General features: G+C 66.3%; 23 protein-coding genes. 16 read left to right on the forward strand and 7 right to left on the reverse strand.

The window, feature by feature from the left end; translation table 11 throughout:
* The first annotated feature begins 22 nt into the window (after window positions 1-22).
* The 3 genes from hisF to coaA all read left to right on the forward strand — a co-directional run bounded on the left by hisF (window position 23) and on the right by coaA (window position 2,253).
* Complete coding sequence (gene hisF / locus LPC10_RS12710; protein WP_231342032.1) at window positions 23-799, forward strand: imidazole glycerol phosphate synthase subunit HisF; 777 nt, start codon at window positions 23-25, stop codon at window positions 797-799.
* Window positions 800-919: 120 nt separating this feature from the next.
* Entirely contained in the window at window positions 920-1,243 is a 324-nt protein-coding gene (locus LPC10_RS12715; RefSeq protein ID WP_231342033.1) for a phosphoribosyl-ATP diphosphatase, read from the forward strand.
* The gene (gene coaA, locus LPC10_RS12720) at window positions 1,240-2,253 is read left to right on the forward strand and encodes a type I pantothenate kinase (protein WP_231342034.1); all 1,014 of its coding nucleotides are present in this window, start codon (window positions 1,240-1,242) and stop codon (window positions 2,251-2,253) included. Before LPC10_RS12715 ends, coaA begins: the two co-directional genes overlap by 4 nt.
* 119 nt (window positions 2,254-2,372) lie before the next feature.
* Here coaA and LPC10_RS12725 read toward each other — a convergent pair whose 3' ends face one another.
* The gene (locus LPC10_RS12725) at window positions 2,373-3,023 is read right to left on the reverse strand and encodes a cysteine hydrolase family protein (protein ID WP_231342036.1); all 651 of its coding nucleotides are present in this window, start codon (window positions 3,021-3,023) and stop codon (window positions 2,373-2,375) included.
* An 89-nt stretch (window positions 3,024-3,112) separates the two neighbouring features.
* Between LPC10_RS12725 and LPC10_RS12730 the strand changes: the two genes are divergently transcribed.
* The 3 genes from LPC10_RS12730 to LPC10_RS12740 all read left to right on the forward strand — a co-directional run bounded on the left by LPC10_RS12730 (window position 3,113) and on the right by LPC10_RS12740 (window position 6,128).
* Window positions 3,113-3,982: a LysR family transcriptional regulator gene (locus tag LPC10_RS12730; RefSeq protein ID WP_231342037.1), complete on the forward strand. Its 870-nt coding sequence runs from the start codon at window positions 3,113-3,115 to the stop codon at window positions 3,980-3,982.
* A 257-nt stretch (window positions 3,983-4,239) separates the two neighbouring features.
* Entirely contained in the window at window positions 4,240-5,373 is a 1,134-nt protein-coding gene (locus LPC10_RS12735; RefSeq protein ID WP_231342038.1) for a transglycosylase SLT domain-containing protein, read from the forward strand.
* Window positions 5,374-5,606: 233 nt separating this feature from the next.
* Window positions 5,607-6,128 (forward strand): response regulator, encoded by a 522-nt coding sequence (locus tag LPC10_RS12740; RefSeq protein WP_231342039.1) that lies wholly within the window; start codon window positions 5,607-5,609, stop codon window positions 6,126-6,128.
* An 84-nt stretch (window positions 6,129-6,212) separates the two neighbouring features.
* Here the strand turns inward: LPC10_RS12740 and LPC10_RS12745 are convergent, their stop codons facing one another.
* Window positions 6,213-6,719: a hypothetical protein gene (locus tag LPC10_RS12745; RefSeq protein ID WP_231342040.1), complete on the reverse strand. Its 507-nt coding sequence runs from the start codon at window positions 6,717-6,719 to the stop codon at window positions 6,213-6,215.
* 475 nt (window positions 6,720-7,194) lie between these two features.
* Between LPC10_RS12745 and LPC10_RS12750 the strand changes: the two genes are divergently transcribed.
* Complete coding sequence (locus tag LPC10_RS12750) at window positions 7,195-7,869, forward strand: L,D-transpeptidase (RefSeq protein WP_231342044.1); 675 nt, start codon at window positions 7,195-7,197, stop codon at window positions 7,867-7,869.
* Between the two features lie 218 nt (window positions 7,870-8,087).
* Here the strand turns inward: LPC10_RS12750 and LPC10_RS12755 are convergent, their stop codons facing one another.
* Entirely contained in the window at window positions 8,088-8,408 is a 321-nt protein-coding gene (locus LPC10_RS12755; protein WP_231342046.1) for a hypothetical protein, read from the reverse strand.
* A gap of 193 nt (window positions 8,409-8,601) precedes the next feature.
* Window positions 8,602-9,078 (reverse strand): phasin, encoded by a 477-nt coding sequence (locus LPC10_RS12760; protein WP_231342049.1) that lies wholly within the window; start codon window positions 9,076-9,078, stop codon window positions 8,602-8,604.
* A 241-nt stretch (window positions 9,079-9,319) separates the two neighbouring features.
* Between LPC10_RS12760 and LPC10_RS12765 the strand changes: the two genes are divergently transcribed.
* The 5 genes from LPC10_RS12765 to LPC10_RS12785 all read left to right on the forward strand — a co-directional run bounded on the left by LPC10_RS12765 (window position 9,320) and on the right by LPC10_RS12785 (window position 18,490).
* Window positions 9,320-11,875: a PAS domain-containing sensor histidine kinase gene (locus tag LPC10_RS12765; protein WP_231347030.1), complete on the forward strand. Its 2,556-nt coding sequence runs from the start codon at window positions 9,320-9,322 to the stop codon at window positions 11,873-11,875.
* A gap of 271 nt (window positions 11,876-12,146) precedes the next feature.
* Window positions 12,147-14,096, forward strand: a complete 1,950-nt coding sequence (acs, locus tag LPC10_RS12770) for an acetate--CoA ligase (RefSeq protein ID WP_231342050.1) — start codon at window positions 12,147-12,149, stop codon at window positions 14,094-14,096.
* A 331-nt stretch (window positions 14,097-14,427) separates the two neighbouring features.
* The gene (locus tag LPC10_RS12775; protein WP_231342052.1) at window positions 14,428-14,814 is read left to right on the forward strand and encodes a DUF485 domain-containing protein; all 387 of its coding nucleotides are present in this window, start codon (window positions 14,428-14,430) and stop codon (window positions 14,812-14,814) included.
* 8 nt (window positions 14,815-14,822) lie between these two features.
* Window positions 14,823-16,508: a cation acetate symporter gene (locus LPC10_RS12780; protein ID WP_231347031.1), complete on the forward strand. Its 1,686-nt coding sequence runs from the start codon at window positions 14,823-14,825 to the stop codon at window positions 16,506-16,508.
* A 245-nt stretch (window positions 16,509-16,753) separates the two neighbouring features.
* Window positions 16,754-18,490, forward strand: coding sequence for an MFS transporter (locus LPC10_RS12785; protein ID WP_108940474.1), 1,737 nt, complete (start codon window positions 16,754-16,756; stop codon window positions 18,488-18,490).
* Window positions 18,491-18,927: 437 nt separating this feature from the next.
* Here the strand turns inward: LPC10_RS12785 and LPC10_RS25685 are convergent, their stop codons facing one another.
* The 3 genes from LPC10_RS25685 to LPC10_RS12800 form a co-directional block, all read right to left on the reverse strand.
* Window positions 18,928-19,035, reverse strand: a complete 108-nt coding sequence (locus LPC10_RS25685) for a hypothetical protein (RefSeq protein WP_370644723.1) — start codon at window positions 19,033-19,035, stop codon at window positions 18,928-18,930.
* Window positions 19,036-19,534: 499 nt separating this feature from the next.
* The gene (locus LPC10_RS12795; RefSeq protein ID WP_231342054.1) at window positions 19,535-19,786 is read right to left on the reverse strand and encodes a DUF3072 domain-containing protein; all 252 of its coding nucleotides are present in this window, start codon (window positions 19,784-19,786) and stop codon (window positions 19,535-19,537) included.
* Window positions 19,787-19,884: 98 nt separating this feature from the next.
* The gene (locus tag LPC10_RS12800; RefSeq protein ID WP_231342056.1) at window positions 19,885-20,772 is read right to left on the reverse strand and encodes a branched-chain amino acid aminotransferase; all 888 of its coding nucleotides are present in this window, start codon (window positions 20,770-20,772) and stop codon (window positions 19,885-19,887) included.
* Window positions 20,773-20,993: 221 nt separating this feature from the next.
* Between LPC10_RS12800 and LPC10_RS12805 the strand changes: the two genes are divergently transcribed.
* The 4 genes from LPC10_RS12805 (at window position 20,994) to LPC10_RS12820 (ending at window position 24,052) form a co-directional block, all read left to right on the forward strand.
* Window positions 20,994-21,563: a MarR family winged helix-turn-helix transcriptional regulator gene (locus LPC10_RS12805; RefSeq protein WP_231342059.1), complete on the forward strand. Its 570-nt coding sequence runs from the start codon at window positions 20,994-20,996 to the stop codon at window positions 21,561-21,563.
* Window positions 21,563-22,288 (forward strand): response regulator, encoded by a 726-nt coding sequence (locus LPC10_RS12810; RefSeq protein ID WP_231342061.1) that lies wholly within the window; start codon window positions 21,563-21,565, stop codon window positions 22,286-22,288. Before LPC10_RS12805 ends, LPC10_RS12810 begins: the two co-directional genes overlap by 1 nt.
* A 7-nt stretch (window positions 22,289-22,295) precedes the next feature.
* Complete coding sequence (locus tag LPC10_RS12815; protein WP_231342062.1) at window positions 22,296-23,714, forward strand: ATP-binding protein; 1,419 nt, start codon at window positions 22,296-22,298, stop codon at window positions 23,712-23,714.
* A 146-nt stretch (window positions 23,715-23,860) separates the two neighbouring features.
* Window positions 23,861-24,052, forward strand: a complete 192-nt coding sequence (locus LPC10_RS12820; protein WP_017485854.1) for a hypothetical protein — start codon at window positions 23,861-23,863, stop codon at window positions 24,050-24,052.
* The last annotated feature ends 30 nt before the right edge of the window (window positions 24,053-24,082 follow it).

Here is a 24,082-nt window from a genome sequence, read left to right on the forward strand (position 1 = left end):
GTCAGCCTGAAGGCTTCTGAGCGTGCTCAAGACCCGCATCATCCCCTGCCTCGACGTGAAGGACGGGCGCGTCGTGAAGGGCGTGCAGTTCCTCGAACTGCGCGATGCCGGCGATCCCGTCGAGTCGGCCAAGGCCTACGACGCGGCCGGGGCCGACGAGCTCTGCTTTCTCGACATCACTGCGAGCCACGAGGACCGCGGCACGCTGCTCGACGTGGTGAGCCGCACGGCGGAAGCCTGCTTCATGCCGCTCACCGTCGGGGGCGGGGTGCGAACGGTATCCGACGTCCGCACGCTCCTGCTCGCAGGCGCCGACAAGGTCGGCATCAACACGGCCGCGGTGAAGAATCCCGACTTCGTCGCCGAGGCGGCGGAGAAGTTCGGCGACCAGTGCATCGTCGTGGCGATCGACGCCAAGCGCGTCTCCGCGCCCGGTGAGGCGGCGCGCTGGGAGATCTTCACCCATGGCGGGCGCAACCCGACCGGCATCGACGCCGTGGATTTTGCCCGAAGGGTGTCCGAGCGGGGGGCGGGCGAACTCCTCGTCACCTCCATGGACAAGGACGGCACCCGCTCCGGCTATGACCTCGCGCTCACCCGCGCCATCGCCGACGCGGTGAAAGTGCCGGTGATCGCCTCCGGCGGCGTTGGCGGACTCGATGACCTCGTGGCCGGTGTGCGCGACGGCGGCGCCAGCGCCGTGCTCGCCGCCTCGATCTTCCATTTCGGGGAAGCCACTGTCGGCCAGGCCAAGCGCCACATGGCCGCCGCGGGCCTTGCGATGCGTCTCGATCCGTAACGGGTATCCGCCGCGGCGATGCGCGCGCCCCTTGACCGGGGCGCCAGCCCTGCGCAGGGTCCGCAGAGCCGGTATCCGATCATGCGATGCCGCATGGTACGGGTTCCCCTTGCGCGTATTATGACGAAGTTCAGTCTCGAAGACCTCGCCGCCCTCGTGGATAGCCGGGCCGGCGCGCCTCCCGAAAGCTCCTACACGGCCAAGCTTCTCTCGGAGGGGCCGGCCAAGGCCGCCAAGAAGCTCGGCGAGGAGGCGGTCGAGGCCGCCATCGCCGCCGTGCAGGGCGAGCACAAGGCGATCGTCGCGGAGGCGGCGGACGTGCTCTACCACCTCGTCGTGACGCTGAAGGCGACCGGCGTGCCGCTCGACGAGGTCATGACGGAGCTCGGACGGCGCACGGCCCAGAGCGGACTCGCCGAGAAGGCGGCGCGGAGGCATACATGATCGGCGCCCCGATCCCGTCGGCCGGGATCGAACCGGAAGAGCGCCAGAACCCGGTGACCGGCCAGGGGCCGGGCCGCCTCTCGCCTTACCGGATCTTCTCGCGCGAGGAATGGGCTCAGCTTCGTGCGGACACGCCTCTGACGCTGACGGCCGAGGATATCGGTCGGCTGCAATCCCTCAACGACCCGATCTCGATCGAGGAGGTCGTGGCGATCTACCTGCCGCTCTCGCGCCTGCTCTCGCTCTACGTTGCGGCAACGCAGGGTCTGTTCAAGGCGACGCAGCGCTTCCTGCTCGCCGAGCACGACGCCAAGGTGCCCTACATTATCGGGCTCGCCGGCTCGGTGGCGGTCGGAAAATCGACCACGGCACGGGTGCTGAAGGCCCTGCTCGCCCGCTGGCCCAATACGCCCAAGGTGGATCTCATCACCACCGACGGCTTCCTCCACCCCAACGCCGAATTGCAGCGCATGGGCGCGATGGAGCGAAAAGGGTTTCCCGAGAGCTACGACAGCGCCGCCCTGCTGCGCTTCCTCGCCGATATCAAGGCCGGCCACAGGCGGGTCTCTGCGCCGGTCTATTCGCACCTCGTCTACGACGTGGTGCCCGGCGAGGAGCAGGTGATCGAATCGCCCGACATCCTGATCGTCGAGGGCCTGAACGTCCTTCAGCCGGCCCGTCTGCCGCGGGACGGCACGGCCATCCCCTTCGTCTCCGACTTCTTCGACTTCTCGATCTATCTCGACGGGCACGAGGACGACCTGCACCGCTGGTACGTCAACCGCTTCCTTCGTCTGCGCCAGACCGCTTTCCGCGACCCGCTCTCCTATTTCCGCAAATACGCCGAAGTCGCCGAGAACGAGGCCTTGGAGATTGCCGACCGGCTCTGGACGACGATCAACCTGCCGAACCTGCGTGACAACATCCTGCCCACACGTCAGCGGGCGAGCCTGATCCTGGCCAAGGGGCCGAGCCACCGCATCGAGAGCGTGGCGCTGCGGCGGTTGTGATGGCCGACACGCGAGCGCGGCGTGGCACGCGGACCGGCTGAGTCTCCCTCACAAATTTCCCATCGCTCCGTTGTTGCCAGAGCGGGACCGGCCAGTGACCGGAAGTTGTGTGAGGCACTCTAACGGCCAATGAGCCGCTCGCTGGCGATGATCCATCCGAACCGATCCGCCACGGCAGCGAGGGCATTCCGCTTCACCTCGTCGGCGCCGAGGGTCTCGCCTCCGGGCATCGTCAGATCGCGCGTCGCCGTCGCGTCGGCGACGACGAAGCTCGTATAGGCGTGATCCAGCGCGGTGCGTGCCGTGGCCTCCACGCACATATGGGTCATGAAACCCGTCAGGATCAGTGACGTGCGCCCCTCCCGCCGCAGGACGGCATCGAGGTCGGTCCCGGCAAAACTGTTGGGAAGCCGCTTCACGATCACGGTCTCACCCGGCGCAGGCGCCAGTTCCGGGACGAAGTCGGCGCCGGGCGATCCGGCGGCGAAAGCAGCCGAACCGGTCTTGGTCACGTGCTGCACGTGGATGACGGGAACGCGGTGGGCCCGTGCCCATCCCCGCAGCTTGACGATGTGCGCCACCGCCGGCTCGAACGCCGTGAGCGGGAGCACGCCGGACCGGTATTCCTGCTGCGCGTCGATAATGACGAGCGCGGCCCGTTCCGGAACGAGCGGGGGAGGCTCGACGCCTGCGATCTCAAGCAGGGTGCGCGGAGTGGCGAGCGAGGTGGACGCGGCGAGGATGGCGGCGGCGAGGAGCAGTTTCGGCATCGGATTCTCCCTGTGCCGACAGCCTTACCGGCTGGTGTCCACCCCAAAAATGCGCAACTTCAAACATGTGCTGTGCAGATTTGAGCATCATGTCCGAATCCGCGATCGATTGGGATGACCTTCGTATCCTTCACGTCACCGCCACCGAAAGCTCGATGCTGGCAGCGGCGCGCCGGCTCGGGATCAGCCACGCGACGGTAAGCCGTCGCCTGGCTCGGCTCGAACAGGGCTTGGGTTTGCGGTTACTCAACCGGATGGCGACCGGAATCGTCCTCACCCCGGACGGGCAGGAGCTGGGTCGCCTGACCGCGCGCATGGCCGAGGATGCGCTCGCGCTGCTGCGACAGGCGAAGGGGCGGTCGCAGCAGCTGTCCGGCGACGTCGTCATCGCCGTCACACCGGGGCTCGCCGGCGAGATCGTCACGGCACTTGCCCCGATCAGCCTGGAGCATCCAGGCATCGTCCTGTCCGTCGTGAGCGCGATCTCACTCGCCTCCCTTGACCGTCTCGAGGCCGACCTCGCGATCCGGCTGACGCGCCCCGAGGAAACCTCTCACACGCGCCGGCGCCTCGGAACCATGCGCTTCGCCTTGTATGCCGCAAGGGGGTACGATCTCAGCGCCAAAGCCGGCCGGTTCATCGGCTACTCACAACGCTTCGACGGATTGGCACAGCAACGTTGGCTGATCGAACAGGCCGGCAGCGAGGGGCTGGCCCTTCGCATCGACGACATCGAGGTGCAACGGAAAGCAGCGCTTGCCGGCCTCGGAATCGCACTGCTCCCCGAATTCATGGTCACGGATGATGGGCTCGCGCGTGTCCCGTTCGACGGCCCGCTCCCGACCCGCGAGATCTGGCTCGCGCAGCACCGCGACACGCGCAAAGCTCCCGCTGTCAGGCTCGTTGCGGAGCGCCTGACCGAAGCCTTCGAACGCGACGCCCGGTTCTCTCAGGCGTGATGTCGCTCGGACCGTCCGATGCAGCGGGGCTGAACCGAAGCGACCAAACGAAACCGGTATGACCGAGGTTAACGACCCGGAGCGCGGTCCCCCGTGGAAAACACCGGGGATAACTCGTCAAACGGCTCAGCTTGCCCGCAAATTGCCCCGGCTTGCCCTGGGGATGCCACAACCTCGGCCGTGTTTGCGCCACATCCGGCGGCGAACTGTTGCCCATACGCCGCTGGCGCCATCACGAAGAGTGAGCGACGACAACGATGCAGGGCCGTACGATCGGATCGCCGCGTACTACCTCGATGCCTCGCAAGAGCGGGCGCTCCATCCCGTCCTCCGACGTCATCACCCTCAATGCCCGGACGGGACGCGATCACGGCAGCCGCACGGCGCTGGTCCGCTCCATCCTCTCGATGACCCTGCTCGCCGGTGGCCTGAGCGCGGTTCTGCTCAATGCCGGCACCGATCTCGGCCGGGCCGAGGCGTCGACCAAGGTCTCCGATCTGTCGATGCCGAAGCCGCGCCTGCAGATGGTGGTGCCGGAAAGCCCGGTCCCGTCCGTGCTGGCTGCCTCGGCGAGCTTCCACCCCGTGGGCGACCTCGACACCGAACTCGGCGCCAACACGGTCGACCGCGTCTCCTACGACTTCCTTCTCTCCCAGACCTCGACCGGCGACCCGAACGACATTCTCGAATTCGGCCCGATGAAGATCCGTCGCCACCTCGTGCAGACCATCGTCAAGGCGGCGCAGGCGGTCCAGACCGATCCGGTTCTGCTCATGGCGGTGGCCGACAAGGAATCGAGCTTCATCACCGCGGTCCAGGCCAAGACCTCCTCGGCCACCGGCCTCTTCCAGTTCATCGAGCGTACCTGGCTCGGCGTCATGCGCGATTTCGGACCCAAATACGGGTACGAAAAGGACGCCGCCCTGATCGTGCCGGACGCCAACGACAGGCCGTCGGTCCAGGATCAGTCCGAGCGCAGCCGCATCCTCGATCTGCGCCGCGATCCCTATCTCTCGGCCGTGATGGCCGGCGAGATGCTCAAGCGCGACGCCGCCCGCATCGCCCTGAAGATCGGCCGCGAACTCTCCCTCGGCGAAGTTTACCTCGCTCACTTCCTCGGCCCCGACGACGCGGAGAACTTCCTGTCCCAGGTCGTCGATAAGCCGACCGCCGCCGCCGCGACCCTGTTGCCGGGCCCGGCCCGCGCCAACCGCTCGATCTTCTTTGCCGGCACCACCGGACGCGGCCGCCACCGCAAGCCCGCGAGCCTCTCGGTTGCCCAGGTTCACCAGAAGTTCGAGGCCATGATGAGCACCCGCGGCGATCGCTATCGCGACGTGCGCAGCGTGGCCGGCCTCGTCACCCTCGCCGATGCCGAGACGACTCAGTAGAGACGGAGCCGCGGCCGCCCGCCGCGCGGCGGGCCTGCGTCGGTGAAAATCTCCCTTCGACGCAACTGAGCGGCACCTGCCCGCTTTGTTGTGCTGTGCGGCGCCTCGGGCTCTCGCGTTCCGTGAGAGCTCCTTTGCCGCCCGGACGCGCGAGAGAGGATCGTTTCGCCTTGAACGACTCGTTTCGAGACCGATCGCATCGAGGCTTCTCGGATGATCCTCTTCTGCCGGGGATGAAACTCGATCAGATCGGCCAAGCCCTCGCCTCCTGCTACGACAACCTCGTGGCCGAGGGCCTCCCCGATCATCTCGCCGCACTGGTCCGGCGCGTCGATCTTGCCGAGCGGTCCCGGTCTGCCAAGGCCGAGCGTCCGGACGCTCCCATCGCTGTCGTGGTCGAGGACGAGCGCGATACCCGCGAACTGGCCGAGAGCGTGCTCGAAGAGACCGAGATGCGGGTGATCGGCTGCGACAGCGCCGAGCAGGCCTTGGGGATCCTGCGCGAGCGGGGGGGCGAGGTCGCCCTGGTCTTCGCCGATATCCGCCTCGCCGGCGCCATGGACGGGCTTCAACTCGCCCGCGCCATCGCGACCCTCTGGCCGCGCACCCGGCTGGTCGTGACGTCCGGTGTCGAGCCGGAGCCCGGCGTCTCGCTGCCGGAGGGGGCCGTCTTCATTCCCAAGCCGTGGCGCGCGCTCGACGTGCTGGTCGAGGCCGAGCGGGCCGCGCGCGACCCCTGGCCTCCGGTGAGCTGATCGTCCCAGGTCACGCGTGCCGGATGGATCATGCGTAGGGCCGCCGGGTCGAACCGGACGGAAGTGCCCCGTGCCGGATCAATCTCAGGCCGCGACCGCCTCATGCCGGCGGCGCCGGGGTAGGAAGAACAGGGCTGCACCGACCAGGCCCAGGGCGCCCGCACCCAGACCGACATAGACGAGTTCCCGGTCGGTCTGCTCCTGATACGCCGTGTCTTCCAAGACGACGACGTTCTCACTCTCCTTCGGCGATCCGGCTTCACCCGGCATGTACTTGATCGGAAGCGTATCAGCCGCCAAGCGATTGTCGACGATGAGCTTGTCGGCAAGGGCGTGAGAGATCGAAACCTCCTCGACCTTTCGCTTCAGACCGGCGGCGTCGGTCCAACTGAGGTCGAGCTTATAGCTCGTTCCGCCGCGACGGCGCTTGACCCGTGTCGCACTCTCGATCGTTGCCTCGGTCTGAACCCCCATCGCCATCACGTCCCGTCGGCGGTTGCCGTCCTGCCAGCAGGCGAGGGCCACGATCGGCCCGCCGACAGCGCAGAGAATCGTGAGCCATTTCAGTTTACCGAGGATCCAACCGACCATGCCTTCGACCTGTTCTCAGTTTCGAGATCATCAGGCTAGGACAAAAGGCCGATTTGATCAAACTCGATAAGGAACGATTTGTTCCGCCGCAATTTTATCGAGATCCGTCAGGTTTCTAAGCTGTGCCGTTGCCGGCGATAGTCCGGCTGATCTCGGTAGGTCGGACCGGCTCGGCGGCTGATCTCGGTTGCCGCGTTCGAAGCCCGATTCGCCTCGCTCGGCATGCAGCGAGTCAGGACGATGCTCGAAGGATTATGGAGCCGACACCCGCGAGGCCGCCTTTCCCATGAAAGGATCCGCATCGACGCGGTCTGGCTCCCAAGCACGGTCGCCTCGGGAGTAACCGCGGCCGAACGGCCAAGCTCATGTGAGCCTCCGCACGGCCGAGTCGTGGAAAATCCGTAAACAGCAGGGAACCGGACAAGCACAGTCACGCTTGTAACTGCAAAGATTACTGCACAGGTAGGCCCCAGCGATGAAGACCTTGGCATCTGTTCTCGCCGGCGTTGTCGGCGTCTGTGTACTCGCGACGAACGTCGCCAGCGCTGCCCCGTACGATCCGTTCGGATCCGACGGTGACGACTATTATCAGGAGCAGTCGTCGCCCGGCGGCTGGCCGGTTTATGATCCCTACGCCACGCGTCGCGGTTCCAGCGCCCAGGGCTACGGTCAGAGCTATGGCGAGGACGAGGCCGCTCAGGCGCAGGTCGCCCGCATCCCCCGCGAGATCGTGGCCTACAGCACCCGCTATGCTCCGGGCACGATCGTGGTCTCGACGGCCGAGCGGCGGCTCTACTACGTGCTTCCGGGTGGGCAGGCGGTCCGCTACGGCGTCGGTGTTGGCCGCCCTGGCTTCACGTGGAGCGGGGTGAACAAGATCACGGCCAAGCGTGAATGGCCGAGCTGGACCCCGCCGGCTGCCATGCTGGCGCGCCGCCCCGACCTGCCGCGCTACATGGCCGGCGGCATCGAGAACCCACTCGGCGCCCGTGCGATGTATATCGGCCGCTCCGAGTACCGCATCCACGGCTCGAACGAGCCGGATACGATCGGTCAAGCGGTGTCCTCGGGTTGCATCCGCATGACCAACGAGGACGTGACCGATCTCTATTCCCGCGTGAAGGTCGGCGCGACGGTTGTGGTCAACTAACGTCTTCATCGACCGAGACAGGTGAGAAGGGCTGCGGCGGAGACATCCGCCGCAGCCCTTCTTGCGTCTCGGCACCCTGCCGCCGATCCGTCTCGAACATCGTCCCGAAAGGTGGTCGCCGGCTTTCGGAACAAGACGATGTGAAAACGAGATGATAGAGCATCGTGCCGGATCCGATATTCCAGCACGATGCTCGGGCGGAGGGCCGCCGTTGGTGCCTACGGTGCGACCCGGCCGACCGCCGTCTGCGGGCCGTTCAGGAACGAGACCGGCATGTCGCAGAAGCAGCGCGCACCGAGCGGGCGCGGTCCCGGAAGGGGGCAGGAGAAGGGCTGAAGGCCGCTGATGCCGGATTGGACGGCATCGCAATTCAGGCCCATGGCCCGGCGCGGCGGCGGGCCGCCCCAGTCCCGATGCGCGCGGGCACGCGGGGGCGGCGCATCGTAGCCGTCGTCGTAGTACTGCGCGTGTGCGGGCGCGAGGCTTCCGGCCGCGAGGGCGATCAAGGCCGCAAGGCCGAGTGTGCGAACGGAACGCATCGTGTCCATAACCTCCTGTGGGCCGCCCACGCGGAGCCGGCAAGAGGTGGAGCCTTGCTTTGCCCGGGCGGCGGAAAAGAGGCGAAACCGGTGGGGCCGCGGGGAAAATCGGGTTCGAGACAGGAGCGGCCCACTCCATCGGGAGCGGGCCGTCGATCGTAAGGCAGGGCCGGATTGAATCCCGGCAGATGTGTTACGACGTGGCCTTCTGCGCGTCGTTGGCGTTCTCGCGGACGGTCTCGACGCCCTGCTCGTAGGCCTGACGGGCCTCGGCAGCGCCCTGCTGCATGGCGCTCTTGGCATTCTCGGCGCTCTGCTGAAACGCGCTTTGAGCGAGGCCGCCGAACTCCTTGGCCTGCGCCTGGATCGCGGCGAACTGCGCGCGGACGAACTCGGCCTGATGCTGCATCGCCTCTTGGACGTCCCGAGCCCGAACGAGCTTCTGGGCGAGGTCGAACGCAGCGTTGACGTTCTGCTCGGCGTATTCGAAGCCGCGGGTCGAGATGTTGGTGGCGTTGCTGCGGGCGAGGTCGGTCGAGCCCTGGACCGTGTCGGCGGTCCGGCGCGCCGCGCCGATGAACGAGTCGAACGCCTTGCGGGCCTGCTCGACGCTCTTCTCAGCGAAGTCGCGCATCTCGTTGGGGATCTCGTAATTCGGTGTGTTGCTCATGCCTGTCTCCTCTGTGTGGCATTGCACGCTCGTTGTGCGGCGCACAATGTGCAATGCACAATAGCGCGGGGGTGACACTTTTTCCACCCCTGTGGGGGTGATTAAGGTTACCAGTTGATAAACGTGTGTCGGCAGGTTTCAGTGTCCACGTCCGGCGGCAGTTAAGTTACACGGGAGTTGTGTGTTCATGCCCCGATCGACCGTCGGCAGGGCTGTGAAGGGGCTTATGACCAGGGTTCGAATGTCGGACCACGCGGCGCAGGATCTGTCTCCCGAGGGCGATTCGGGTGTGCGCGCCGCTCTGGCGCGTTGGCGCGGTGACGCGTCGATGGCGCATCTTGTCCGCGAGGGCGGCCCGCTGCTGATTCTCGATGCGGCGGCGGAGCGGATTCTCCACGCCGACGGTGCGGCGCTCCCGTTGCGGGTCGGCATCGCCGATGCGAGCGGGGCCATTCTTCCGGCCCTGCGCTTGGCGGCGCAGATCGACCGCGCCGGCACCCTCGATACACGGCCCCGGATGGTCCGCCTGCGATTCGATCCGCGGGGCGTGGCGGTTCCCGTTGTCGTTCTCGCTGCAAGGGCTGAGATCGAGCCGGGACATTCGGTTCTGCTCCTGGCTCCGATCGGGGCCCTTCCGACACTGCGGCCGTTCGAGGCTGCGCTGGCGAAGGTCGATCCGCAGTCCCAGATCCCGAGTGCCTCCGCGACGTCGCTTGAAGTCCCGATCCTCAAGCCGGGGGCAGAGCCGATTGCGCCAGTGGCCGAGGCGGCGGATCGTCCGGCCCGACTCGTCTGGCGTAGCGATGCCGAGGGCGTTTTGAACCATGTCTCGAGCGCCCATTCCGACTTGTCCGAAGTCCTGATCGGCCGATCCTGGACGACACTCGCCGCCGAGGGCGTGATCGCCGGCGAACGCGACGGCGCGGCACTGATCGACGCTCTCTCGACACGCCGGACGTTCCGCGCCCTGCCGCTCGTCCTGCGTGGGCGCGCCTTCGAGCATGTCTTGGAGATCTCGGGCGCGCCCGCAGGTCGAGCGACAGGCGATTTCTCCGGTTTTTCCGGCTTCGCGATTCCCGGCGAGCGGCGTCCGCGCCCGGTCAAGGGTGGGGAGGTCGCGGGTGGGGAGCCGCTGCTCGACGATCACCAGGAGCCGGACGTCGTTGGCGAGCCGGAGGCGGATGCCAGCCTATCCGTCAACGAGCATGCTGCCTTCCGCGAGGTCGCGCGCATCCTCGGTCTGCGGTTCGCCCCCGACGAACTGGCCTCGGATGAAACGCCGGCCTCCGCGCGCGCCGAGGGCGCGGCGGTAAGCTCGGTGATGCCGTTCCCGACGCCGCCAGCGCGTCTGGCGGAGAACGAGGTTCGGGCCCGCGCGGCACTCGCGGAACTGCTCGAAAGCCTGCCCCTGGGGGTTTTGATCTATCGCGGCAGCGAGATGCTGTTCGCCAGCCGCGCGTTTCTCGATCTTGCCGGCTATCCGGACTTACCGGCCCTGCGTCAGGTCGGGCTCGCGCACCTGTTCCGCGGCCTGCCGCCGAGGGAGCGCGAGATCGTCGGGCCGGTGCCCTTCGCCCGACCCGAGGGGGGTACGGTCGCGCTCCTCATCGATCGGGCCAGCCTCATCTGGGAGGGCGCGCCGGCCGAGATCTGCCTTGCCCGCGCGATGCCGGACGCGTTTGCGGCCCCGTCGCCCGCTGTTCCGCCCAACGCCGCCCGTTTGCGTGCGGAGAAGGTGTTGGACAGCCTTGAAGAGGGCGTCGTCACCCTCGATGCCGAGGGGCGGGTCGTCGGCCTGAATCCGAGTGCGGCCGAACTCGTCCACGCCCATCCGAAGGAGGTCGTGGGCGGGCGCTTCGCCGACCTGTTCGCGCCCGAGAGCCTGCCGGCCCTCGAGACGGCGGTCACGGTGTCCCGCCGCGCGGGCGCGAGCGAGATCTACGGGGTCACGCCGCGGACGGGGGCGGCGGCCCTGCGGCTGCGCATCGCCCGGTTGCTGGGCGAGGACGCGCCGGGCTACTGCGCCAGCCTGCGCGAGATTCGAGACGAGGAGCCGACGCCTCCGGTCGCGACCGAGCCCGCGCACCGGGACGAGCCGGAGGTGGAAGCGGCCTGGAAGGCCAATGCGCTCGCGCGGGTCAGCCGCGAGATCCGCCCCTCGCTCAACGCGATCCTCAGCCTCACCGACATGATGCTCTCAGACCGCTTCGATCGTGCGGATGCCGAGCGTCTGGAGGCTTACCTGCGCGAGGTGCGTCTCTCCGGTGGTCGTATCGCCGGCTTGATCGACGACCTGCGCGACCTCGCCGAGATCCAGGCCGGCCGCGGCAAACTCACCTTCACCGATCTCGCTCTCAACGATCTCGTGTCCTCCTGCATCGCCGCGCAGCAGGCGAGGGCGGCGCGGGACCGTATCGTCCTGCGGACCAGCCTCGCTCCCGATCTGCCGGCCATGAGGGCGGACGAACGCTCGATCCGGCAGGCGGCGTTGACCGTGCTTGAGAACGCCATCCGCGTCTCCGAGGCCGGCGGTCAGGTGATCATCTCGACCACGCTCGCCGAGCGGGGAGAAATCGCCTTGCGCGTGCGCGACACCGGCACCGGTATGACCGAGGAAGAACTGACGAATGCCCTCGAACCGTTCCGGGCCGATGTCGGTTCCGATGGTGAGGGTGAGGAGAAGGGGTTCGGATTGACGCTGACCAAGGCGTTGGTGGAGGTCAATCGCGGTCGCTTCCGCATCACCAGCCGCAAGGACGAGGGCACCCTCGTCGAGATGCTGTTTCCCGCCGCCTGACGATCAAGCGCGCGGTCGATCGTCCCTCTCCCGTTCGGCTGGACTCGACGAATTCTTGTTGAGCGACAAGCCTTTCCCGGTCTTGCCGAGGTAGCCGGGCTGCCTCTGCATCATCTACAATGAAATATTGCACAACTCGATTGCGCAAAATCGCCGAACTCGACTTTTTGGTGCTTGCCGGCTGTATTCAACTGCGCTTAAGAGTTTTGAGGAAGCCCCGGCTGCGCGGACCTTCGCGATACGATCGGGCACCGGCAGGGAAGAAATTACAATGAGCGAGAAGGTCATCGACGTTCAGGATGCCTGGCGGGAGCGGGCTCTGATCGACGACGCCAAGTATCAGGAAATGTACGCGGCCTCCGTCGCTGATCCTGAGTCGTTCTGGGCCGAGCACGGCAAGCGAATCGATTGGTCGACACCGTTCAGCAAGGTCAAGAACACGAGCTTTGCGCCGGACAACGTTTCGATCAAGTGGTTCGAGGACGGAAAGACCAACGTCGCGCTCAACTGCATCGACCGTCATCTGGAGACCCGTGGCGACCAGACCGCGATCATCTGGGAGGGCGACGATCCCAACGAGTCGAAGCACATCACCTATCGGCAGTTGCACGCGGAAGTGTGCCGGATGGCCAACGTCCTGCGCAACCGCGGCGTCGGCAAGGGTGACCGCGTCACGCTCTATTTGCCGATGATCCCCGAGGCCGCCTACGCGATGCTGGCCTGCGCGCGTCTCGGCGCCATCCACGCCATCGTCTTCGGCGGCTTCTCGCCGGATTCGCTCGCGAGCCGGATCAAGGGCTGCGGCTCGAAGCTCGTCATCACCGCCGATGAGGGCCTGCGCGGCGGGCGCAAGGTGCCGCTCAAGGCCAATGTCGACGAGGCGATCAAGCGCCTCGATCAGGATCTCGTGGACCACGTCATCGTGGTGAAGCGCACCGGCGGCAACGTGGCGATGGAGCCCGGCCGCGACGTCTACTACCACGAGGCCGCCGAGCAGGTGACCGATGAGTGCCCAGCCGAGGCCGTGGAGGCCGAGCACCCGCTCTTCATCCTCTACACCTCGGGCTCGACCGGCCAGCCGAAGGGCGTGGTGCACACCACCGGCGGCTATCTTGTCTACGCCGCGATGACCCACCAGTACGTCTTCGACTACCACGACGGCGACATCTACTGGTGCACCGCTGACGTGGGATGGGTCACCGGCCACAGCTACATCGTCTACGGCCCGCTCGCGAACGGCGCGACCACGCTGATGTTCGAGGGCATCCCGACCTACCCGTCGAACTCCCGCTTCTGGGAGGTCATCGACAAGCACAAGGTCAACATCTTCTACACTGCGCCGACCGCGATCCGCTCCCTGATGGGCGGCGGCGAGGGGCCGGTGAAGAAGACCTCGCGTGCCTCGCTGCGGGTGCTGGGCTCGGTCGGCGAGCCGATCAACCCGGAGGCCTGGGACTGGTATTACCGCGTCGTCGGCGATTCCCGCTGCTCCATCGTCGATACGTGGTGGCAGACCGAGACTGGCGGCATCCTCATCACCCCGCTGCCCGGTGCCACCAAGCTGAAGCCCGGCTCGGCGACCCGTCCGTTCTTCGGCGTGCAGCCGGTGATGGTCGATGCCGAGGGCAAGGAACTCGACGGTCCGTGCGAGGGCAACCTCTGCATTAAGGATAGCTGGCCGGGCCAGATGCGCACCGTCTACGGCGATCACGAGCGCTTCGAGCAGACCTACTTCTCGACCTACAAGAACCTCTACTTCACCGGCGACGGCGCACGCCGTGATGCGGACGGCTATTACTGGATCACCGGCCGGGTCGACGACGTCATCAACGTCTCCGGCCACCGCATGGGCACGGCCGAGGTCGAATCCTCGCTCGTCGCGCATCCGAAGGTCTCGGAGGCCGCGGTCGTCGGTTATCCGCATAACGTCAAGGGCCAGGGCATCTACGCCTACGTCACCCTCAATGAGGGCGAGGAGGGTACGGACGAGTTGCGCAAGGAGCTCGTCACCTGGGTCCGCAAGGATATCGGCCCGATCGCCTCGCCCGACCTGATCCAGTTCGCGCCGGGCCTGCCCAAGACCCGCTCGGGCAAGATCATGCGCCGCATCCTGCGCAAGATCGCCGAGGACGATTTCGGCTCGCTCGGCGACACCTCGACGCTGGCCGAGCCGGCGGTGGTCGACGATCTGATCGAAAACCGGCAGAACCGCTCGGCCTGAGCGGAGGACGACCGTTCCGGCCGCCGCGCGCGGCCGGAGCCGTTTCGGGCCTGACCCGCGATCGGGGCCGAGTGAGCATCGTTCCGAATGGTGGCCACCGATTTTCGAAAAAAGCGATGTGAAGACAAGAGGATAGAGCATCATACTGGATCCGGTATGCGACACGATGCTCTAGGCCCCGCCCTGCCGAGCCGGACGCACGCTTCGGACGCTGCGGTCCCGGTCTGCACGGGGGGGCGAACGCCGACGCTCTCGTTGCCACGGTGACAGAATAAACAGTCGATCCCCGGCCCGCCGCGGCGCCGGTTCAGGATCGTGCGGGAGGAGATTCATGAGCACCATCAAGACCGTGGCGCCATCCACGACATCGGACGCGCGCACGCTTCACGGGGCGGAAGCCCCCCACATGCCCGAGCCCGATCATCGGCTCGATCGCATCGCCGAACATCCGATCTTCAAGACGCTGGTTCACGAGCGCACGCGCTTCGGCTGGATTCTGACCGGCCTGATGCTGGTGGTCTATTTCGGTTTCATCGGCCTCATCGCCTTCGACAAGGCGCTGCTCGCCACCAAGGTCGGCGGCACCGCCTCGCTCGGCTTCTACATGGGCATGTTCGTCATCGTCTTCGCCTTCGTGCTGACCGGCATCTACGTCGCCCGCGCCAACACCCGCTACGACCGGCTCTCGGCCGACCTCATCCGGAGCCTCGCCAAGTGAGCCATCGCGTGATCCGTCTCGTCCTTCTCGGCGCGAGCCTCGCGCTCGGCACGGTTTCGGCGCTCGCGGCCGGACCCGATATGGGGGCCGTGCAGAAGCAGGCCACCAACTGGCCCGCCATCTTCATGTTCCTGTTCTTCGTGCTGTTTACCCTCGGCATCACCTACCGGGCGGCGAAGGGCTCGAAGTCGGCCTCCGACTTCTACGCCGCCGGTGGCGGCATCTCGGCGCGCACGAACTCCCTGGCGATTGCCGGCGACTACATGTCGGCGGCCTCCTTCCTCGGCATCTCGGGGCTCGTCTATTCCTCAGGCTTCGACGGCTTGATCTACTCGACGGGCTTCCTCGTCGGCTGGCCGATCGTGCTGTTCCTGATCGCCGAGCGGCTGCGCAACCTCGGCAAGTTCACCTTCGCCGACGTCGCGAGCTTCCGCCTCGATCAGACCTCGATCCGCATCATCTCCGCGACCGGCACCCTCGTCGTGGTGGCCTTCTACCTGATTGCGCAGATGGTCGGCGCGGGGAAGCTGATCCAGCTCCTGTTCGGCCTCGACTACCTCTACGCCGTCGTGATCGTCGGGGCGCTGATGATCATCTACGTCGCCTTCGGCGGCATGAAGGCGACGACTTGGGTGCAGGTCATCAAGGCCTGTCTGCTGCTCGGCGGCGCGACCTTCATGGCCGGGGCCGTCCTCTACCTCTACGATTTTAGCCCAGAGAAACTGTTCGCGACCGCGGTGCAGACGCATCCCAAGGGCGATGCCATCATGGCGCCTGGCGGGCTCGTCTCGAACCCGATCGACTCGATCTCGCTCGGCGTCGGCCTGATGTTCGGCACCGCCGGCTTGCCGCACATCCTGATGCGCTTCTTCACGGTGTCGGACGCCCAGGCCGCCCGCAAGTCGGTCTTCTACGCCACCGGCCTGATCGGCTACTTCTATATCCTCACCTTCATCATCGGCTTCGGCGGCATCGCCCTGCTGATGTCCGATCCGAGCTACTTCAAGCTCGGCGCGGACGGCACGACCTACGACAAGCTCAAGGACATGGTCGGCGGCACCAACATGGTCGCCGTGAACCTCGCCAACGCCGTCGGCGGGCCGTACTTCCTCGGGTTCATCTCGGCGGTGGCCTTCGCGACCATCCTCGCGGTGGTGGCAGGCCTGACGCTCGCCGGCGCCTCGGCGATCAGCCACGATCTCTACGCGCAGGTCTTTGCCCGCGGTCGCACCACCGAGAAGGCGGAGGTGAACCTCTCCAAGCTCTCCGCCGTCGGCATCGGCATCGTGGCGATCTATCTCGGCTACGTCTTCGAGAACCAGAACGTCGCCTTCATGGTCGGGCTCGCCTTCTCGGTGGCGGCGAGCTGCAACTTCCCGGTCCTGACCATGTCGATCCTCTGGCGCGGCACCACGACCTGGGGTGCGTTGGCCGGCGGCCTCGTCGGCCTCGTGGCGGCCGTCGTCATGGTGGTGCTGTCCGACGCGGTCTGGGTGAAGACCTTCGGACATCCCGCGGCGCTGTTCCCGTACGCGAACCCGGCCCTGTTCTCGATGCCGCTGGCGTTCCTGACGATCTGGGGCGTCTCGAAGATCGACCGGACCCGCCGGGCCGACCGCGAGCGCGCCGCCTTCGATGCTCAGTTCGTCCGCTCGGAGACCGGCATCGGAGCCTCGGGCGCCCACGCGCACTGAGCCTTGGACACACTCGAACCCTGAAGGGCGCGGCCGGTGAGGCCGCGCCCATTTTGCGTGCATCACGCTTTCATCCGTTACAGCGACGCGAATTCTGTCAACGACGCATCTTTCACGTCGATTTACCTATTGGGCAGCTCCGAGGCATGCGGTAATACAGGCGCGTGCATGCGCCGAGCGCATGAGGTGGGTCGAAGCCGGTGAACCGGACGCCCGCACACATGTGACCTGGAGGAACGACAAAGATGGCTGGGGCAACCGCAGTAGCGCGGTCCGCGGACGCAGTCAGGCCGATGACTGCGGGCGAGAAGAAGGTCATCATGGCCTCCTCGCTCGGGACCGTTTTCGAGTGGTACGATTTCTATCTCTACGGCTCGCTCGCCGCGATCATCGGCGCGCAATTCTTCTCCGCCTATCCAGAGGCGACGCGCAACATCTTCGCGTTGCTGGCCTTCGCCGCGGGCTTCCTCGTGCGGCCGTTCGGCGCCCTGGTGTTCGGCCGGCTCGGTGACATGGTCGGCCGCAAGTACACCTTCCTCGTCACGATCCTGATCATGGGCATCTCGACCTTCGCGGTCGGCCTACTGCCCTCCTACTCGACGCTCGCGGCCTACAATGTCGGCTGGATCGCGCCGGTGACGCTGCTGGCTTTGCGCATGCTCCAGGGCCTCGCCCTCGGTGGCGAGTACGGCGGCGCCGCCGTCTACGTGGCCGAGCACGCTCCGATGGGACGGCGCGGATTCTACACCGCCTTCATCCAGACGACGGCAACACTCGGCCTGCTGCTCTCGCTGATCATCATCCTGTCGACACAGGGCTACGTGAACAGCGCCTATCCGGCCACCACCGTAACCAACGCGGACGGCACCACGACTACGCTCACCGCCTTCCAGGTCTGGGGCTGGCGCATTCCGTTCCTCGTCTCGGTCGTGCTGCTCGGCATCTCGGTCTGGATCCGCCTGCAGATGCAGGAAAGCCCGGCCTTCAAGAAGATGAAGGAAGAGGGCACCCACTCCAAGGCGCCGCTGTCGGAAGCCTTCGGCCAATGGAAAAACGCGAAGTGGGCGCTGCTGGCGCTGCTCGGCCTCACCGCCGGCCAGGCCGTGGTCTGGTACACCGGCCAGTTCTACGCGCTGTTCTTCCTGCAGAGCATTCTGAAGGTCGATCAGTTCACGGCCAACATCATGATCGCGTGGTCGCTGATCCTGGCCACTGGCGGCTTTCTGTTCTTCGGCGGCCTCTCGGACCGGATCGGCCGCAAGCCGATCATCCTCGGCGGCTGCCTCATCGCGGCACTCACCTACTTCCCGCTGTTCAACATGCTGACCGCCCAGGCCAATCCGGCCCTGCACGCGGCCCAGGCGAACGTGCCGGTGGTGGTGAAGACGAACAAGGACGACTGCTCGTTCCAGTTCAATCCGGTCGGCACCGCCAAGTTCACCAAGGAGTGCGACGTCGCCAAGGCGCTGCTCGCCCGCTCCGCCGTGAACTACACCACCGAGAACCAGCCGGCCGGCACGCCGACCGTGGTCAGCATCAACGGCAAGGACTTCCCCGTCGCGGATCCGAACTTCGCCAAGGCAGTGCCGGCGGCGCTGACGGAGGCCGGCTACCCGTCCGCGGCGTCCAATCCAACGGTGATCAAGGCCTCGAACCCGATCGACATCTTCACGGGCCAGAAGCTCGCGGTCGTCGGCATCCTGACGATCCTCGTGCTCTATGTGACGATGGTCTACGGCCCGATTGCCGCCGCGCTGGTGGAGCTGTTCCCGACCCGGATCCGCTACACATCGATGTCGCTGCCCTACCACATCGGCAATGGCTGGTTCGGCGGTCTCCTGCCCGCCACCGCCTTCGCCATGGTGGCCCAGACCGGCGACATCTATTTCGGCCTCTGGTACCCGATCGTGATCGCGCTCTTCACCTTCGTGATCGGCCTGATCTTCATCCCCGAGACCAAGGATCGCGACATCCTGGCCTGATCGGGTCCGGCTTGCGGACGTCAAAGGAAAGCCCCGCCGCTAGGCGGGGCTTTTTTTCATGGGCGGAGGCTTTTGGGTGGCGCCGGCCGGTGCGCTGGGCAGCCAAGCGCGATCAGTGCTTTGAGCCGTTCTCGCTCGTATCCGTCGGCGGCCTCGCAGACGACACAGCGAGTGGGACCATTGCAGGTGGGATCGAGGCTGGCGGTCGAAGACGGTGAGCGGCTTGGCCTGATCGGGCAAGCTGCTCGAAGAGATCCGAGGGCGTATCGCTTGGGCTCCGGCTCACGATGATGGAGCGAGGCAAAACCCGACGCAACTAAACGGAAATCGTATCCGAGGAACGGGAGGGACAGCTTTGGAGTGCCTCACACAACGCCCACTTACCGATGGCTCTCGCTCTGGCGAGGACAGCGCAGCGGAAGTTTTGTGAGAGACACTTATTCCCACTTGGGAAACTGGACCGTCTTGGGAAGCGCCTCCATGAGAACGCTCCCGAACGTCTGCATTCCTGTAACGATCGCAAGACCGACGAAGACGCAGATCATACCATATTCGATCGCCGTCGCTCCGCGCTCATCCTGTGAGAAGCGCCGAAAGAGGGCGAACGGCTGAGCGGCAGAGCCCAAGATATGCCGGACTGACGAAAATAGAGACACGGCAGATCGTTCCAAAATAAGGGATCCTCCGGCAAACTACCGCTTGAAACTTGCAGCGGGCTTAAAACGATCTCAGAAAATCTGCCCTAAAGCCGCTTGGCCTGATGGTTGGAGTCGCGCAGCTTCCCGAAGGTCGGGCTCAGATATTCCAAAAAAGTCGATGTAAAACAGGAATCTAGAGCATCGCCCCGGATTTGATATCCGGCAGCTCGCGCTCGCATCGCCGGGACGTTCTGCGAGCCAGGACAAGGCATTTGAGACAATGTGCCAGTTTTTGGTCGAGATGCGACCCGAGCCTCACCGAGGCGGCTACAAGCAGCCCGGCCGACCAGGATCACGTCCTCGCCGGCCGGTGTAGGGATTGTGCTCTTCGAGACCTCGCGATCAATCAATCCTTGCCGGTCTCCTTGCGCAAGGCGTCGATGCGCTTGGAGGCCTCCGCTTTATCGAGATCGACCTCGAAGGCCTCCGGCGTCTTGGCCTGCTCGGACAGAGTCTTGAGATAGGAGGCCTGCGCGCCCGTCATCGGCTCGGACCCGGTGGTCCACTCGTCCGGGTCCTTGATCCGGTTCGACTCGTCGGTCGGGTCGGATTTCGGGTTCTCGGCCGCAGCTTGGTCCTTGGTCGTCTTGCCCGTCATCGACGCATTCTCCGCGTTCATGAATTGTTCTCATGAACGCAGGGCTCGCCGCGAAGTTCCGTGCTTCGCGGTGGGCTCTGAACCTCGCGGCAAGACCGTCAGGCGGCAACCGCCCGCGGCTGCACCTCGGCGAGATAGTCGTCCATCAGCGCCTTGGTCAGCGCACCCGGCGTGAAGCGGTAGGGTCCGATCTCGGAGACCGGCGTCACCTCAGCGGCGGAGCCGGTGATGAAGCACTCGGAGAAGCCCGTCATCTCCTCGGGGCGGATGCGCCGCTCGACGACTTCGATCCCGCGGCGCTTGGCCAGTTCGATCACGGTCTGGCGAGTGATGCCGTTGAGGAAGCGGTCGGCCAGGGGCGTGTGGATCACGCCGTCGACGATGAAAAAGACGTTGGCGCCGGTGCATTCGGCGATGTTGTCTTCCCAATCGAGCATCAAGGCGTCGGCATAGCCCTTGTTCTCGGCGCGGTGCTTCGAGATCGTGCAGATCATGTAGAGGCCCGCCGCCTTCGAGGTGGAGGGCGCCGTGCGCGGATCGGGCCGGCGGTAATCGGCGATATCGAGGCGGATGCCCTTCATCTTGGTCGCCGGATCGAAGTAGCTCGGCCATTCCCAGGCGGCGATGGCGAGATGGATGGTGTTCTTCTGCGCCGCGACGCCCATCATCTCCGAGCCGCGCCACGCCACGGGGCGCAGGTAGGCGTCCTGAAGGCCGCTGGTCGCCAGCACCTGGGCCTTGGCCGCCTCGATCTGATCGACGGTGTACGGGATCTCGAAATCGAGGAGCTGGGCCGACCGGCGCAGGCGCTCGGAATGCTCGCGGCTCTTGAAGATGCGGCCGCCATAGGCCCGCTCGCCCTCGAACACCGACGATCCGTAGTGGAGACCGTGGCTGAGCACGTGGATCTTCGCCTCGCGCCACGGCACCATGACGCCGTCGTACCAGATCGTACCTTCGCGCTCATCGAAGGGAATCACGGACATGTCTCGAAGTTCCTCTGCGCGGCCTCGGCGAAGCACGGGGTCGCAGGGTGGGGCAGGAGCCGGTGCGGGGACGCAGGACAAGGCCGCGGGCCGCTCTGCCGGCAGGGTTGACGGGTAGCAACGGGGCTGAGATATGTCAACAACACTGACTTATCTTCCCGAGCCTTCCGAGGCCGTCCGAAGCTTTGCGATCGACCGAAGCCCGACGAGGTTTTCACGACGTGGACCGTGCGATGACGTCAGACGCCGACACAGCGGTAAAGGTATCCTGTGAGACGCCTCGCCCGGCTTGCCATGCGACGGGCGGCGACAGCGACGACCTGATCGAGCTTCTGTTCTTCGCCTATCGCGATTTCGTCGGCGACCCCGACCGGATCCTGGCGCAGTACGGTTTCGGCCGCGCCCATCACCGGGTGCTGCACTTCGTCGATCGCTATCCCGGCCTCACCATCGCCGAACTCCTCGATATCCTGCGGATCACGAAGCAGAGCCTCAACCGGGTGCTGAAGGACTTGATCGATCAAGGCTATGTCGAGCAGCAGACCGGCACGAGCGACCGGCGTCAGCGGCTCCTGTTCTGCACCCCGTCCGGCCGCGCGCTGACAGCCGACCTGACTCAGGTCCAGGTGCGCCGGATCGTGCGGGCGCTCGATGCGCCGGCTGAGGAGGACGACGGCGGGCGCGGAACCCGTGCCGCCTCCGCCCAGGATTTTCTGCTGGCGATGATCGAACCGACGGAGCGTGCCGCGATCCGACGGCTGATGGCACGCCGCGCGACGGGGCGCGCCTGATGTCGGTCGAGACCGCCGTGAAGGCGCGCCCCGAGCTTCCGGACCATGCCCCCCACATCCTGCTCGTCGACGACGACCGGCGGGTGCGCGAACTCCTGTCCCGCTTCCTCTCCGAGCAGGGGTTCCGCGTCACGGCCGCCGCGAATGCGGCCGAGGCCCGCTCACGCGGCCAGTGCTTCGTGTTCGACGCCCTCGTGCTCGACGTGATGATGCCCGGAGAGAGCGGGTTCGACTATGCCCGTTCGGTGCGCGAGACCTCGCGGGTGCCGATCCTGATGCTGACCGCCCGCTCCAACCCGAACGACCGGGTGACGGGCCTGGAGATCGGCGCCGACGACTACCTGCCCAAGCCCTTCGAGCCGCGCGAGCTGATCCTGCGGCTCAACAACATCATCCGGCGCCACGCCGCCCCCGAGACGCGGGCCTCCGGCGACGCCGCGGTCAGCTTCGGACCCTTCAGTTTCCGCGCGGACCGCGGCGAGTTGCGCCGCGAGAACGAACCGGTGAAGATCACCGAGCGCGAGCGCGAGATCCTGACGATGCTGTCCCAGGCACGCGGCGGCAATGTCGAACGTGAGACGCTCGCGGGCAATGGCGGCTTGGCGGCCGAGCGCACCATCGACGTGCAGATCAACCGCCTGCGTCGTAAGATCGAGCCGGATCCGGCCAATCCGAGCTTCCTGCACACCGTTCGCGGCGTCGGCTACCGCCTCGCCATCGATTGAGGATTCCATGGCGGCCCCCGCCGGCCTCTCATCGGGCGAATCCAGGACCGACCCCCGCCGGACCGGCGCGCTCGGCGGAGTCTTCGGCCGGATCAGGAAGCTTTGGCGGCGCATCAGCCGGGCCATCGGCGATGCCTTGCCGAAGGGGCTCTACGCCCGCTCACTGATCATCATCATCGCGCCGATGGTGCTGCTCCAATCGGTGATCGCCTACACCTTCATGGAGCGGCACTGGCAACTGGTGACTCGCCGGCTCTCGGCGGCTGTGACCGCCGACATCGCCGCGCTGATGGACATCTACGAGTCCTATCCGCAGGACAAGAACGCTGAGACGCTCTCGCGCATCGCCGGCGAGCGGCTGAATCTCGACATCGACATCCTGAAGGGCGCCAAGCTGCCGAGTCCGGGGCCGCGGCCGTTCTTCTCGATCCTTGACGAGGTTTTGTCGGAAGAGATCCGCCGCCAGATCCGCCGCCCGTTCTGGATCGACACGGTGGGGCGCTCAAACCTCATCGAGATCCGCGTGGCGATCCCCGAGGGGGTGATGCGGGTCACGGCCCGGCGCAATCAGGCCTACGCCTCGAACTCGCACATCTTCCTGCTCTGGATGACCGGCTCCTCGCTGGTGCTGCTCGGCGTGGCGATCCTCTTCCTGCGCAACCAGATCAAGCCGATCCTGCGGCTCTCGGCGGTGGCGGAAGGGTTCGGCAAGGGCCGCGAGATCGAGTTCAAGCCCCGCGGGGCCCGCGAGGTCCGGCAGGCGGGCCATGCCTTCATCGAGATGAAGCGGCGCATCGAGCGCGCCATGGAGCAGCGCACGGCGATGCTCAACGGCGTGAGCCACGACCTGCGCACCATCATCACCCGCTTCAAACTCTCCCTCGCCCTGGTCGAGCAAACGCCTGAGGTCGAGGATCTCCAGCGTGACGTCGACGAGATGAGCCGGATGCTGGAGGGCTATCTCGCCTTCGCTCGCGGCGATTCGGCCGAGACCGCCGCCGAGACCGACATGAGGATTCTGCTGGAGGACCTGCGCAGCGACGTGGAGCGGCTCGGCGCCCATGTCGAGGCCGTCGAGATCGAGGGCAGCCCCCTCGTCACCGTGCGGCCGGACGCCATGCGCCGCTGCCTGTTCAACCTCGCCGCCAACGCCGCGCACTACGCCGACACGGTGGCGATCTCGGGCAAACGCGAGCACCGCGCCTTCCTCGTCGCGATCGACGACGACGGGCCCGGCATCCCGGTCGAGAGCCGTGAGGAGGTGTTCAAACCGTTCGTGCGGCTCGACGACGCGCGCCAGGATGCCGGCGGCTCGGGGCTCGGGCTCGCCATCGCCCGCGACATCGCCCGCGCCCATGGAGGCGACGTGGCGCTGCACGATAGCCCGCTCGGCGGCCTGCGGGCCACGGTGCGCATCCCAGCTTGATCGACGTTCGTTGGGTCAAGCGCCGTTGAGTCGCTGATAGATTCTGAAGCGTGGGAGTTTCCTCCGGCGGAACGGCGATGCTAAGACCGCTCCGCATTATTGTTCGGGCCGCGCCGCGGTCCCTCAACGAACGCGAGTGACGTCGAATGAACCCGCTGGTGCCGCTCTCCATCGTGCTGCTCATCCCGATCGCGGCCGTCTGCGCCGTGCTCTTCACGGATACGGGGATCGAGCCGGCCCTGTTCTACGCGGCGGTCAAGACGTTCGCGATCCTGTTCGTCGTCGGCGGCGCGATCTCGTTCGCCGCGAGCCGTCTGGCCGAGCGCACCAACGGCTGACATCCGGCGCCCGCCGGCGCCTGAGGGAAG

The sequence above is a fragment of the Methylorubrum sp. B1-46 genome, from assembly GCF_021117295.1.
Classification (GTDB): domain Bacteria; phylum Pseudomonadota; class Alphaproteobacteria; order Rhizobiales; family Beijerinckiaceae; genus Methylobacterium.